The 14100-nt window shown below is 49.4% G+C and carries 15 protein-coding genes; 3 read left to right on the top strand and 12 right to left on the bottom strand.

Annotation, left to right across the window (positions count from 1 at the left end; genetic code table 11):
* Positions 1-33: 33 nt before the first annotated feature.
* The 10 genes from rnc to RS891_RS11090 form a co-directional block, all read right to left on the bottom strand.
* Positions 34-732 carry a ribonuclease III gene (gene rnc / locus RS891_RS11135; RefSeq protein ID WP_024630178.1) on the bottom strand — a complete coding sequence of 233 codons (699 nt, stop codon included), beginning with the start codon at positions 730-732 and terminating at the stop codon, positions 34-36.
* A gap of 13 nt (positions 733-745) precedes the next feature.
* Positions 746-1984: a beta-ketoacyl-ACP synthase II gene (gene fabF, locus RS891_RS11130; RefSeq protein WP_024630177.1), complete on the bottom strand. Its 1239-nt coding sequence runs from the start codon at positions 1982-1984 to the stop codon at positions 746-748.
* A 180-nt stretch (positions 1985-2164) separates the two neighbouring features.
* Entirely contained in the window at positions 2165-2398 is a 234-nt protein-coding gene (gene acpP, locus RS891_RS11125; protein WP_024630176.1) for an acyl carrier protein, read from the bottom strand.
* 150 nt (positions 2399-2548) lie between these two features.
* A complete protein-coding gene (gene fabG, locus RS891_RS11120) occupies positions 2549-3298 on the bottom strand; it encodes a 3-oxoacyl-[acyl-carrier-protein] reductase (protein ID WP_063564667.1) in 750 nt (249 codons plus the stop codon).
* A gap of 37 nt (positions 3299-3335) precedes the next feature.
* Positions 3336-4268 carry an ACP S-malonyltransferase gene (gene fabD / locus RS891_RS11115; RefSeq protein WP_315795309.1) on the bottom strand — a complete coding sequence of 311 codons (933 nt, stop codon included), beginning with the start codon at positions 4266-4268 and terminating at the stop codon, positions 3336-3338.
* Between the two features lie 27 nt (positions 4269-4295).
* Positions 4296-5285 carry a beta-ketoacyl-ACP synthase III gene (locus RS891_RS11110; protein WP_063564927.1) on the bottom strand — a complete coding sequence of 330 codons (990 nt, stop codon included), beginning with the start codon at positions 5283-5285 and terminating at the stop codon, positions 4296-4298.
* A gap of 8 nt (positions 5286-5293) precedes the next feature.
* Positions 5294-6289, bottom strand: coding sequence for a phosphate acyltransferase PlsX (gene plsX, locus RS891_RS11105; protein ID WP_064639094.1), 996 nt, complete (start codon positions 6287-6289; stop codon positions 5294-5296).
* A complete protein-coding gene (fapR, locus tag RS891_RS11100) occupies positions 6286-6834 on the bottom strand; it encodes a transcription factor FapR (protein ID WP_205525006.1) in 549 nt (182 codons plus the stop codon). The genes plsX and fapR overlap by 4 nt, the downstream gene beginning before the upstream one ends.
* A gap of 449 nt (positions 6835-7283) precedes the next feature.
* On the bottom strand, positions 7284-7457 hold the full coding sequence (rpmF, locus tag RS891_RS11095; RefSeq protein ID WP_017689233.1) for a 50S ribosomal protein L32: 174 nt from the start codon (positions 7455-7457) through the stop codon (positions 7284-7286).
* 68 nt (positions 7458-7525) lie between these two features.
* Complete coding sequence (locus tag RS891_RS11090; RefSeq protein WP_113052659.1) at positions 7526-8032, bottom strand: YceD family protein; 507 nt, start codon at positions 8030-8032, stop codon at positions 7526-7528.
* 484 nt (positions 8033-8516) lie between these two features.
* On the opposite strand from RS891_RS11090, the gene RS891_RS11085 reads away from it, so the two are divergent.
* Together RS891_RS11085 and RS891_RS11080 are read left to right on the top strand one after the other, a co-directional pair.
* Positions 8517-9749, top strand: coding sequence for a nucleotidyltransferase (locus RS891_RS11085; RefSeq protein ID WP_315795308.1), 1233 nt, complete (start codon positions 8517-8519; stop codon positions 9747-9749).
* 237 nt (positions 9750-9986) lie between these two features.
* On the top strand, positions 9987-10943 hold the full coding sequence (locus tag RS891_RS11080) for an IS30 family transposase (protein WP_315792510.1): 957 nt from the start codon (positions 9987-9989) through the stop codon (positions 10941-10943).
* Between the two features lie 171 nt (positions 10944-11114).
* Here the strand turns inward: RS891_RS11080 and RS891_RS11075 are convergent, their stop codons facing one another.
* Complete coding sequence (locus RS891_RS11075) at positions 11115-12155, bottom strand: SepM family pheromone-processing serine protease (protein ID WP_315795307.1); 1041 nt, start codon at positions 12153-12155, stop codon at positions 11115-11117.
* Between the two features lie 203 nt (positions 12156-12358).
* Between RS891_RS11075 and RS891_RS11070 the strand changes: the two genes are divergently transcribed.
* Positions 12359-13615, top strand: coding sequence for a nucleoside recognition domain-containing protein (locus RS891_RS11070; protein WP_315795306.1), 1257 nt, complete (start codon positions 12359-12361; stop codon positions 13613-13615).
* Here RS891_RS11070 and coaD read toward each other — a convergent pair.
* Positions 13593-14099: a pantetheine-phosphate adenylyltransferase gene (coaD, locus tag RS891_RS11065; RefSeq protein ID WP_090807427.1), complete on the bottom strand. Its 507-nt coding sequence runs from the start codon at positions 14097-14099 to the stop codon at positions 13593-13595. The two genes, RS891_RS11070 and coaD, sit on opposite strands and share 23 nt — an antisense overlap.
* Position 14100 lies beyond the last annotated feature (1 nt).

The following is a 14100-nucleotide window of genomic DNA, read 5'->3' as shown; positions in this document are numbered from 1 at the left end:
GCTCTTCGTTTGTCTATGCGCTTACGGTAAAGCTCAGGCTTCCGGAAGCTTCAGTCGATCCAGAGCTGCAGATGCAGCCTGTTGTTCGGCTTCCTTTTTGGAACGTCCTGTACCTCTGCCAAGCCGTTCTTGACCCATATGGACCTCGGAGACAAACTCCCGTTCATGGGCAGGGCCCCGTTCCTCAACAATACGGTATTCAAGAGCTCCCATATTGTGATGCTGAGTGAGTTCCTGCAATTCCGTTTTGTAATCGCTCATTTGCAATTTGCTTCCCAAAACGATTAACGGAAATACATGCTGATCCAGAAATGTCCGGACAGGCGCCAATCCCTGATCCAGATATAATGCACCGATGAAAGATTCGAACACATCCGCTAATAAAGCCGGTCTAGTTCGTCCTCCAGTCAGTTCCTCACCTTTACCAAGAAGTACATACTGCCCAAAACCCAACGCTTCAGCAAATTTGACGAGGGAAGGCTCACAGACAATGGATGCCCGCAGCTTAGTTAATTCACCTTCCGGCCGGTTAGGAAACAAATGATACAAGTATTCCGACACAGTCAGTTCCAGTACCGCATCGCCTAGAAACTCCAGACGTTCGTTATCCTGATGCTGACTGAACCGGTGTTCGTTTACATAAGAAGCATGGGTAAACGCTTGTTTTAAAAGCTGCCTGTTGTCAAATTTGATTTGAAGTTTGTGTTGTAACTGCTTCAGATCTTCACTCAAACGAACTAGCCCCTTATGCTTCAAATTTTTTGAGAATAATGGTGGCATTGTGACCGCCGAACCCAAATGAATTGGACATGGCAATATTGACTTTAGTTTGACGTGGAACGTTTGGAACATAATCCAGATCACATTCCGGGTCCTGATTTTCGAGGTTAATCGTTGGAGCAAGCGTCTGATGTGTCAGCGACAATCCGCAGATTACGGCTTCCACGCCACCAGCAGCACCAAGCATATGACCTGTCATCGATTTGGTAGAACTCACCGCAAGCTTGTACGCATGATCGCCAAACGCTTTTTTGATCGCAAGCGTTTCGGATCTGTCACCTACAGGTGTTGATGTACCATGTGCATTGATATAGTCCACTTCTTCTGGTTCGATACCCGCATTACGCAGAGCCATCTTCATGCAACGAGCTGCTCCGTCTGGATCAGGCTCCGTCATGTGATGTGCATCGCCAGTGAGACCGTAACCAATCACTTCGCCATAGATTCGTGCACCACGTTTTTGAGCATGTTCAAGGGATTCAAGGATCAGAACTCCCGCGCCCTCGCCCATAACAAACCCGTCACGTTCCGTATCAAAAGGACGGCTCGACTTCGCCGGATCATCGTTACGTGTAGACATGGCACGCATTGCACAGAACCCAGCCAGACCGGTTGGTCTAATGGTTGCTTCCGCACCGCCACAAATCATTGCATCCGCATCACCGTTTGCAATCAGCTTGAAGGAATCTCCAATGGAGTGTGTTCCTGTAGCACAGGCCGTTACCACGTTGATGTTTGGACCTTTCGCCCCGAGAGAAATCGACATCTGGCCAGAAGCCATGTTGGAGATCATCATCGGAATGAAAAATGGGCTTACACGTTTAGGACCTTTTTGCAGCAATGCATTATGTTGGTCCTCCCAAGTACCCAATCCACCGATACCCGATCCGATCGACACACCGAAACGCTCTGCATCAATATTCTCGTCAATTTTCAGGCCACTGTCTTCAACGGCTTTGAAGCCAGCTGCTACAGCGAACTGAACAAAACGGTCCATCTTACGTGCATCTTTGCGATCCATGTACTCTTCCGGGTTGAAATCCTTGATCTCGGCTGCAATTTGAGTGGTGTATTCACTTACATCAAACGCCTCAATCTGAGAGATTCCGGACTTGCCTGCCATTAAACTGCCCCAGAACGTTTCCAAATCTTTTCCGAGCGATGTCATTACGCCCATTCCGGTAATTACAACTCTTTGTTTCAAACCGACTCACCTCTATATCGACTGCATTACGCAAGTATTTTGTGGGAATATCCGCAAGTAGACGTCTAGCCAAACAGGACCCGAAGATCCGTTTGACCTTCGCCGCTTGCGGAATGAGAAAAACCAATGAATGATGAGAAGTCCCGCCTGTTCGAAAACAGGTGCGGGACTGAATTGACTTTAGGTATGAGATTGTATGTAGTTTACAACTTCACCTACGGTCGTGATTTTTTCTGCATCTTCATCAGAGATTTCCAAATCGAATTCATCTTCCAATTCCATGACCAATTCCACTACATCCAAAGAATCAGCACCCAAATCTTCTTTGAAAGATGCTTCAAGTGTAACTTCAGCTTCGTCTGCGCCCAAGCGGTCGACGACGATGCGTTTTACACGCTCCAATACATCGGACATCCGGTTCACCTCCTCCTTGGTATTATACGAGAATCGCAGGCAAAATGCCATAGAAGACATATGCGGCTCCCGGCCGGGGAACCCGGCCTTTTTCCGGCATTTCGGATCGTCCAGCGCCTGTTCCCCGACTATTGTTCAAGTCCGGAAGAATTACATGTACATGCCACCATCAACATGCAGTGTCTGCCCTGTCATATAAGATGAAGCTTCTGAAGCCAGGAACGTGACAACACCGGCGATTTCATCCGGCTGGCCCAGACGGGACAACGGAATACCGTTCAACATGTTGTCCACGATCTCCTGGGACAATTCCTTCGTCATATCGGTCTCAATAAATCCTGGTGCAACGCAGTTAACTGTGATGCCGCGGGAGGCAAGCTCACGTGCAGATGCCTTCGTCAAACCGATGACCCCTGCCTTGGCAGCAACATAGTTTGCTTGTCCAGCATTTCCGAGCACACCCACAACAGAGGAGATATTGATAATTCTACCAGACCGTTGTTTCATCATTGGACGCGTAACCGCCTTAAGACAGTTAAACACCCCTTTGAGATTGGTTTCGATTACCTGATCAAATTCCTCTTCTTTCATTCGCATGATCAGATTATCACGGGTAATTCCAGCATTGTTGACGAGAATATCAACATTGCCCCACGCTTCAATCGTTGCTTTGACCATTTGTTCGGCTTCATCCATCTGGCCAACATTCGCTTGAATCGTAATTGCCTGGACACCTTTGGCGCGAATCGCTTCCGCTACTTCCTCAGCTGCCGCTTGACTACCCGCATAATTCACGGCCACGTTGGCGCCTGCCTCGGCCAAAGCGAGTGCAATACTGCGCCCGATACCTCGGGATGCACCGGTAACGAGCGCATTTTTGCCTTGTAATGGTTTAGACATAATCATTCCTCCTTTCCCCAAATCTAATCATGGTTAATCAAATTAGTGCAGCTGCCGTTGCTTCGAGCGTCTCAAGACTGTTTACATTGTACAGTTTAACGGTTTTATCTGTTTTTTTAATCAAACCTGTTAATACACTGCCAGAGCCAATCTCGATAAAGGTATCTACACCTTGCTCAATAAGCCATGTCACACTGTCTTCCCATAAAACCGGAGAATAGACCTGAGCTGTCAATAAATCATGAACCTTACCGTCCTCTACAGGTCTTGCAGTCACATTCGCGACTACAGGAACCGCCCCGGGTGAGAACGAAACAGTTTTCAGTTTCTCAGCCAGCTTCTCTGCTGCATCCTTCATTAAGGAAGAATGGAACGGACCGCTTACTTCAAGTGTGATGGCACGTTTGCCGCCTGCTTCTTTAACCCGTTCAGCGACAGCAGCTACCCCTTCCTTCACACCGGAAATCACGATTTGTCCCGGACAGTTGATGTTGGCAAGTTCAACTGCATGACCACTTTCGGATACGTCCCGGCAAAGCACCCCCAGCGCTTCCCGATCCGCACCCAATACCGCAGCCATCGCACCCTGTCCACCAGGAACAGCCTGTTCCATATATTGACCGCGTGCCCGCACAATGCTTACCGCGTCCGCGAACGAAAGAACGCCCGCCGCGACCAGTGCACTGTATTCACCCAGGCTGTGTCCGGCCATATAATCAGGCTGAATTCCTTTTTCTTTGAAAGCCTCAAGCAATGCAATACTTGCTGTCAGCAGAGCCGGTTGCGTATTTGATGTCTGTTTCAACTCGGTCTCTGGTCCCTCAAAAACAAGATTGCTCAGCGAGAAACCCAGCGTTTCATCTGCTGTACGAAAAATTTCTGTTGCCGCAGGCACTGACTCATGTGCGTCCTTGGCCATGCCCACAGTCTGCGATCCCTGTCCGGGAAATACAAATGCTATTTTACCCATCCAATTCATCTCTCCCAGCTGTCTAGTTTACCAAACGAGTACCGATGCGCCCCACGTCAATCCGCCACCAAAACCAACCATAAGCACGGTATCTCCAGCTTTCATGCGGCCTTCTTCAGCAGCTTCTACCAAAGCAAGCGGTATGGAGGCTGCAGATGTGTTGGCGTATTTATCCACATTGACTACAACTTTCTCTTCAGGAAGCTCAAGTCGCTGCATTGCGGATTGGATAATCCGGATATTGGCTTGGTGAGGAACAAACAGATCCACGTCCGTACGCTCCAGGCCAGCCTTGCGCAGTACTTCGATTGTCGCTGTACCCATCACCCGTACTGCAAATTTAAACACTTCACGGCCATTCATGTAAATGTAATGTTTTTTGTTCTCAACTGTTTCTACGGATGCCGGCAGACGTGAACCTCCGCCCTCCATTTGAAGCAGGCTTCCGCCCGCACCTTCAGCTCCGAGATCGAATGATTTGAATCCACGGCCTTCTGGCACTTCACCAACGATTACCGCGCCCGCTCCGTCGCCAAACAGCACACAGGTATTACGGTCGGTATAGTCAGTAATACGAGACAAACAATCTGCACCAATAACAAGTGCATTATTGTACATGCCGCTTTGGATAAAGCTCGTTGCTGTTGCCAGACCGTATACAAATCCGGAACAGGCAGCAGACAAGTCAAATGCCGCAGCGCCCTTGGCACCAAGCTTATCTTGCAAAATACAAGCAGTAGAAGGGAAAGAAGAATCCGGTGTAATAGTTGCCACAATAATCAGATCAAGATCACTGCCAGTCATGCCAGCAGATTCAAGTGCTTTAATAGCTGCCTCGTATGCCAGATCCGAAGTCGCCTGATCCGGTGCAGCAATGTGACGTTCCTTGATTCCTGTACGACTGACAATCCACTCATCATTCGTATCGACCATTTTCTCCAAATCGCTGTTTGTCAAAATTTTCTCAGGTACATATTTACCTGTACCGATAACCCCTACCGGGCGCAAATTATTCATGTCGTCACTCACTTCCCGCTAATTTCCTTAGATATGCTCTCCACCAGCTGGTTCTGTACTGCAATCCGTGCTTGGCGCACAGCATTTTTGATGGCATTGCCATCAGCCGATCCATGACTTTTCACCACAAGTCTGCTCAAACCGAGGAGTGGTGCACCGCCATGCTCGGTATAATCCAGTTTCCGTTTCAAACCGCGCAGCTCAGGCATAAGCACAGCAGCAGCCAGTTTGCTTTTGAGCGACGATGAGAATTGTTCCTTAAGCAAAGCGAAAATGGCACCCGCTGTGCCTTCAAGAGATTTGAGCAATATATTCCCGGCAAATCCATCACATACAAGCACATCACATGCGCCTGTAAGCACATCGCGGGCCTCTACGTTACCAACAAAACGAATTGGAAGTTGCTCGAGCAACGGATAGGCATGTTTAGTCAACTCATTCCCCTTACCCGGCTCCGTTCCCACATTGAGCAGGCCCACTCTTGGTGACGCGATTCCCTGCACTTTTTGTCGATACAAGCTTCCCATCAGACCATACTGTGCGAGGTGTTCCGGTTTGGCATCCATATTCGCACCGAGATCAAGTGCAAGTACACCCACATCATCGATCGTTGGAATCATGGGCGCAAGCGCCGGGCGTTCAATACCTTCCATACGACCAACCACAAGCAAACCGGCTGTCATCAGCGCTCCGGTATTTCCCGCAGAGATCATGGCGTCTGCTTCGCCTTCCTTAAGCATACGACCTGCAACCACCATGGAGGCATCCTTCTTGCGACGGACTGCCTTCACCGGTTCATCATCCGAACCAATCACTTCGGAAGCATGCCGAATGGTCAGATTAGCAGGTTTGGCACCTGACTGACTCAGAAGAGGTTCCAGCTTGGCTTCATCGCCGACCAGGACGATCTGTGTATCCGCCCATTCCGTAGCCGCGGCGATCGCACCTTCTACTGTTGCAGCAGGTGCGTTATCGCCTCCCATGGCATCAATGACGATTTTCATCCCAAATGACCTCCTTCTACGCTGTCTTCTCCACCTGAACGGTAGATTACAAAGTTGCCTTGAAACACCATTTCTTCACCCACATAAGTAAACACTTCCACTTTAGCTTTGCCCTTTTGACCCGAGATCGATCGCACATAGGCCTTCGCAATACATTTCTCAGACAAATGGACCGAACGGACAAAACGAATGTCTGCGGAAGCTGTCAAAGCAATTTCGTCATTAATAACGGCTACTGCCAACGAGTTGGCCTGTGCAAAAACATAGTGCCCCCGAGCAATGCCCGTTCTTGAAAATACATGTTCTTCCTTAATCTCAAACAAGGATATCCCGCTCTTGTCCAGCTGCAAGTCCACAATATCACCGATAATCTCATGCAGGGGCAAGGAGCGCACCTGGTCATAGGAACGCTCCGCCATCAGTTTCATCCGTTCCCGAAGCTCGGGAATCCCAAGCTCCAGTCTGTCGAGACGAATCGTCTGAATACTCACCTTCAATTGGCGTGTAAGTTCCTGATCCGTCACAAACGGGTTGTCTTCGATCATTTTGGTTAACTGCTGCTGCCTCTGTCTCTTCGGTACACGTTCGATGCCTGACACCCCCCGCTGTATCGTTTAAGGAACCGCCTAATCCGGTCAGTTCAATATATTTTTTTCACGTTGCTTCTATAGTTACATCCCTGTTCAGCAGGGTCGTTCACACGAATCATGGTACATGTTTATGTAACGTCAAATCTTAGAACCTGGTACTAAACTATAGTATATCTCATCCCGCTTCAAAAAGAAAGGCTGGCTGTACAAAAACAATCCTGCCTTGCGGAGCCTGGCTTCATAGCCCTGAACACAATCAATAGCGAGCCTTACTAAAATATCAAAACGTATATTGAACTTAGTTCAAGAAGATAGAATACAGGTAGAAGTGGTCATTCTTACGATGTTATAGTCTAAAAAAAGTAGCACCTCATCGAAATGAAGTGCTACTTAATGTCTAGCTATTATTGAGAGATGATCTCTCTTGCTTTGTACGTTCCGCACACTTTGCACACGTGGTGACTAAGTTTAAGTTCGCCACATTGTTCACATTTCACCATGCCCGGTACAGCCAATTTAAAGTGAGTGCGACGTTTGTCGCGACGCGTCTTGGACGTTCTCCGTTGAGGTACTGCCATTATTCCCACCTCCTTATCAAAATCAACCTTTGCAGGTAGTTGTTACAATGTTCGATTTTCACTCATGCTCATTTAAAAAAATCCTTGAGCCCTGCAAGCCGCGGATCGATAACTTGGTTATCACAACCGCAGTCACCTTCGTTCAGCTCATGGCCACACTTGGGGCATAACCCTTTGCATGTATCGCTGCATAGCGGTATAAACGGAAGATCCAGCAGAAAAGCTTCCTCGGCATAACCTTTCAGATCAACGCTCTCTCCATCCACGTAGAAAGTATCATCGTCTTCGGGCAATTCCTCTGGCTGTTTCCCCTGCTTGAATTGCTCATGAAAATCAATATGAAAATGTTCATTAATCGGCTTAAGACACCGGGAGCATAACATGTCCACTCCTACTGTCAGTTTGCCATGAACATCCACAACGTCGCCCTCTCTCTGTTCTGCAGATAAATCCGCAGTCAGCGGGGTAACGGCTGTGATATCCTGTCGGTTAGAAACCAGTTCCTTAATATCCCACTGTTCATTGAACTGCAGGGGGCGGTCACTGGTAGCCACTTTGCGAAATGGCATTAACATTTCCCATCACTCCAAACGAAACCAATCTCATAATATAAGTTAAACGCCTTACGACAGTTATACAGGTCAAGCCTGACTCTTGCAACACATCATATTCCTGACTGTATGTATTCTGACGAATCATCGTTAAAAGTATTATGAAATTGACTTAACAAACAAAAATCATTATACCGATTTTTCAAGACGTTTGTCAACACTTTTAACTTTACACCCTTATTTGAAAATGACGAGCCTAATCCGCATTCAATCTCTGATACATTATAGGCTTACTGTAAGTTAAACTACAAGTCATGCATTTTGAAGGTGGGTTCGGGCTATATCTACCACCAGGATTCTTCTCTTTCCCGGTGTATGCACTGCGATATGATTTGAACAAAGGTATATCCATGTCCTATTATGGAACAAGATGAGCTGGTATATAATCAGGCTAGGAGTGAAGGATTGAACTGCAAATGAATATTGACCGAAAGGAGCGCGATCTCATATGAAAGCCGTTGGCGTCATTGTTGAATATAACCCTTTACATAACGGACATGTCTATCATCTTAGTGAAGCCAGACGGCTCAGTGGAGCAGACGCTGTTGTGGCTGTGATGAGCGGCCCTTTTCTCCAGCGCGGCGAACCCGCCATCGTGGGCAAAAGGGCACGCACTGAGATGGCGCTGCATGCTGGCGCCGATCTGGTGCTTGAACTGCCGGTTGCCTATGCTGTACAACCGGCCGAGTGGTTCGCCTTTGGCGCGGTGTCCCTGCTGCACCGCACGGGCGTGGTGGACTCGCTCTGCTTCGGCAGCGAGTCCGGCGACCTGGACAGCCTGCAGCGCATTGCGCGCGTGCTGGCTGTGGAGCCCGCAGGGCTGCGCGAGCATATCGCGCGCCGCCTGCGGGAAGGCGCCAGCTACCCCGCCGCTTACGCAGGTGCGGCGGCAGCGCTGGCGCCTGGCGGCGTCGATGCGGACGACGCCGCTGCACTGCTGGGGCAGCCCAACAATTCGCTTGGGCTGCACTACCTGATCGCGCTGCAACGGCTAGGCAGCGCGATTAAGCCCTTTACGGCGGCGCGTACCGGTGCCGCGTATCATCAGGCGACGCCCGGACCGGGGGCGATCGCCAGTGCAACCGCCGTCCGCCGCCTGTTGATGGCGGACGGGCCCGAAGCCGCCGCGCCATACGTGCCGGCGGCAACCCTTGCCATTCTGCAGCGCGAATGGCAGGAAAGGCGCGCTCCCGTGCACTGGGAGCGCTTTGCACAGCCGCTGCTGCACATCGCGGCTACACGCCGTGCCTCCGAGCTGGAACAGATCGCCGAGGTCACGGAAGGACTCGAACACAGGCTGAGCCGTACACTTGCTCAACTTTCGGAGCCTTCAGTCGAGGCGTTGCTGAACGCACTCAAGACGAAACGCTACACACGCACAAAGCTACAGCGTATGCTGACCCATTTGCTGCTGAATCATACCAAGGCCGAATGTTCGCCCGAGAAGCTGGCTGAAGGGCCAGCCTATCTTCGGGTGCTGGGCTTTAATGCACAAGGACAGAGCCTCTTGAAACAGATGAAAAAGACGGCTACTCTGCCTGTACTACTGAAACCATCAACCTTTGTTCATAATCAGTTGGAACTGGATATACAAGCTCAGGCAGCATATGCACTTGCCTGCGAACACACCGATACACGTTTGATGTACAGCGACTACTATGACCCGCCTGTGAGGATCTAACTCTACGTTCAGACCTATACATAGCTGGTTCAACATTAACGATTTCGAAGCACCAACGACTCACAAGCTTTTGCCGGAGCCAGCGCTTAACCATCATTTGATGCAATTCTGATTTATTATTATGACGGATTGTAATATGAAGTGCGACACCTACTGGAAATAAATAAAAAAGGGCCCATGGCCGGATTCGTGTAGAATGAAGGTTCCTACACCACATTCACACAAGGAGAATCCACCATGAGCTACACACATCTTAGCATAATCGAGCGCAGCAAGCTAGAAATCCTCTACCAGCAGGGGAAAAGTACCCGAGCCATTGCCAAGGAACTTGGCAGACATCATGCCACCATTGGCCGGGAACTCCGCCGAAATACAGCAGAACACCCCTACGGCGCGGCGAACGCTCAAGAGGGCTATGTCCATCGCCGTAAGGCCTCCGTTTCCGCAGGGAAGTGGAATCCCGAACTCGCGAGTCGCATCGAAGAAAAGCTTCAGGCGACCTGGTCTCCCGAACAGATCGTAGAGCGTTTGCGTCAGGAAGGTCAAGCGATGGTATGTTTTAAAACGATCTATCGTTGGCTGTATACAGGCCGTCTGGTGAACGGTGTGCTTGCCGTTCTCAGGCACAAAGGGAAGAGGCAGAAGCCAGCAGAAACACGCGGCAAGTTTGCAGTGGGTAAGTCCATCTCTCAGCGCCCGAAAGAGGTTCGTCACCGGAAAACCTTCGGCCATTGGGAATTGGATACGGTGGTCTCGGGCCGTGGGAAAAGCAAGGGCTGCGTAGCGACGTTCATTGAACGAAAGACTCGCTTGTACACAGCGATTCGCATGCCTGATCGTACCGCGTTATCCATGGAGATTGCCTTTGGAGTAGCGGCTTCGCAGTACCCTATCCGTGCATTTCAAACCGCTACCGCGGACCGTGGCAAGGAATTCGCCTGTTACACCAGCCTGGAAGCCGTTCATGGCGTGCGGGTGTATTTTGCAGATCCCTATTCTTCTTGGCAACGCGGCTCGAATGAAAATGCGAATGGTCTCCTGAGAGAATTTTTCCCCAAAGGGACGGATTTCGCCCAAATCACAGATGAAGCTCTGGAAAACGCTCTTGACTTCATCAATAATAGACCACGTAAATGCCTGAGTTGGAGAACCGCTCACGAATCCTTTTCAGAGGAACTGTCGCACTTGGCTTGACAATCCGTCTTATAAAATCGATTGATCAGACTCTCGTTGATCATGCGTTATTTTATATCGATCACTCACGCAAAATCCCCTACTGCACACCGATTCAGCATCGTTGCAATAGGGGGATTTCGCATCATCCTGATATTCTTTTAGTCTTGCTGTTCACTGATAATGATCCTTTTAGGATTTGACAGACAAGGTTTTCAGATAAGCCAGCGCATCATCCAGCGTGCTGACAGGAATGAGTTTCATTTTGGTGCCGATCTGTTCAGCTTTGGCTTCAGCTTCTTTATAATTGTCCTTCGGCACAAAGAAAAACTCTGCATCTTTCCGGTCTGCCGCAACAATTTTGTGCACAACGCCACCAATTGCGCCAACCACTCCTTCTTTGTTAATGGTGCCTGTGCCAGCAATCCGGTGACCTTTCGTCAGATCTCCAGGGGTCAACTGATTGTAAATCTCCAGGGTGAACATCAGTCCAGCAGATGGACCACCTACCTGAGTATCCGTGAAGGATATCTGTTTATCCGGATCTTCTGCTTTCACTTTCTGGACCGCTCCGATCATGACACCCAGTGCCGGGCGAACTTCACCGGTTTTGCTATCTTTCACTTCAATCAGTTGAACGTCGCGGCTGATCGTCTCTCCGCCTCGCTCCAATTGCATCTCAACCGTATCTCCGACCTTTTTGTTCTTTAACTGCTCAGACAACACTGTATTGTCCGGAGTTGCCGTTCCGTCTACACCCAAAATAATATCTCCGGGCTCAATATCTCCCTTAGGTTTTGGATCTTCGGACAGCCCAAATACAAAAATATGCTCAGGAACAATGGAGTATTTCACTCCCGACTGCTCATAAGCCGCCTCCATGGCCGAGGATTGTGAATCACTCATGAACCAGACCTGTTCGGCAGAATATTCCGCTTCGCTTTTGCCGCGCAGCCGATCTTCTTTTTTATCCACTTGTGCATTTCGATTAAACAAGGAGGTTCCTAGCAAAAACACATTGGCGTATGATGCCGACACTGTCGTCATCATAAAAACTCCGCGTTCTTCCTTATCCCCCTCTTTCACGGTAACCATGGGTTTTACTTCGTCGGCACTACCAGGCATATAAATGATATATGGCGTTGGCATATACACCGCAACATAGACGACCAGAGCCACCACGATCACAAAGATCGAAGCTCTGAATCCGCCAGATTTCCGAATCCGATTCATTGCATGAGCCTCCGTTCTTTGCGTATCTTTCAATAATTATAAGTCTAACACTCTCATGCTTTTGCATACAATGGTACAGGCCGGATAGGCCGCTGTTTACAGCAGCTTATCCGGTCAAGGCCGAAGCGTCCACGGACGTCATTCGGCCGTCCACAACTAATCCTGGCCGAGTGTATGCGGCACGATCCATATGAGGTGAAACAATGAAAATGCAGAGCGAAGTTACGGGCTCTGGACCGTTGCGAACGGTACTTATGAGTACAGGCGCTTTATTGCTGGTAATTGCAGTAGTTGTATCTCCGAAAGATGCATTCGATGCCTCTATTCAAGGTTTGGATATCTGGTGGAAAATCATCTTTCCAGCCATGCTTCCATTCCTGATGTTATCCCAAATGCTGACTGCATTCGGCTTTACCCACGCACTTGGCGTCTTATTAGGGCCATTAATGCAGCGGTGGTTCCGTCTGCCAGGCAAAGCCGGACTGGCTGTTGTTGTCGGCATGTGCGGCGGCTTTCCGGCAGGAGCAGATACCGCCTCGCGCCTAGTGCAGGATCAACAAATTACCGCCAAACAGGCGGGCATTGTCGCAGCAGCATCTCATTTCGCCAATCCATTGATGATTATACTTGTCATCGGTGCAGCTTTTCTCCACCAGCCTGCTGCCGGATATTTCCTTCTGATCGTTCACTGGGTTAGTGGCTGGATTGCCACTATGATCGGAGTACGACTCCTACCCAAGGAATCAAAAAGGGGAAAAACCTCAACTTCAACCCCTTCTTCGTATAAACGACGGAGCCTATGGTCACAAATGATGCTTGCAGCGCGTGAAGCCCAGGAACGTGACGGACGCGGGTTCGGCAAATTGCTTGGTGACACGGTCTCCCAAGCTGTGCAAACCTTAATGATGACCGGAGGATATATGATTGTGTTTGCCGTGTTTGTTCGGCTTCTCACCCTCTATATCACCCCCGGTACTTCAGTTGCTTTTTGGCCCTCACTTCTGGAACTCCATCTCGGAACTTATCATCTGAGTCAGAGCCCACTGACACCCGTTCTGCTAATGTCTTTGCTTGCAGCTGTTCTCAGCTGGGGAGGTCTATGCTCTCATCTGCAAGTCTCCGCCGTGCTGAAAGCTGCTGGACTTGCCGCAACATCCATGTTGTATTTTGCCGGAATCCGCCTGCTTCATGCATTGGTTGCATTTTTCATCAGCTTGCTGCTGTGGCTGCCTTTCAGCCGTTACAGCTCCGAAGTCTGGGCCACGTTTCAGAACAATTCGGGCAATGGTTTGGCACCATTCCTAACCAAGCAGTCCCTGGTAGGCATGAACACCTCTGATATCATCGATGCCGTCTGGATTGGCTTCCCTGCTGCCTGTATCGGTCTGGCAATGCTGCTCACCGTCATGATCTGCCTATCCGGGCTGACCTTCTGGTTTAACCGCCGGTTTTCTCGCTAATTTTCTGACGCAGTGCGGCTTCCACTTCAGGTGAGACCAGATCGGTGACATCTCCGTGGTAGTGGGCAATTTCCTTGACGATGCTGGAGCTCAGATAAGAATATTTCGGATTGGTCATCATAAAAATGGTTTCCGCATCCGGATTTAACTTGCTGTTCGTCGAAGCCAGCTGGAGCTCATATTCAAAATCCGTCACCGAGCGGATACCACGGACAATGACCTGAGCATCTTTTTGCCGTACATAATTTGCCGTCAGATCACGGAAGCTATCCACCTCCACATTAGGCAGATGACTCGTGACTTCCGTAATAAGACTCTTGCGTTCTTCCACCGTAAATAATGGATTTTTGCTCATATTGTTCAATACAGCCACGATGACGCGATCGAACTGCTTCGACGCCCGAGCAATAATGTCCAGATGGCCCATGGTTACCGGATCAAAACTGCCTGGATATACGGCAATTCGTTCCTGACGATGTATCATT

Origin of the sequence: Paenibacillus sp. BIC5C1 (assembly GCF_032399705.1) — a bacterium.
Classification (GTDB): domain Bacteria; phylum Bacillota; class Bacilli; order Paenibacillales; family Paenibacillaceae; genus Paenibacillus; species Paenibacillus taichungensis_A.
This window is presented reverse-complemented; position numbering and strand designations above follow the sequence as displayed.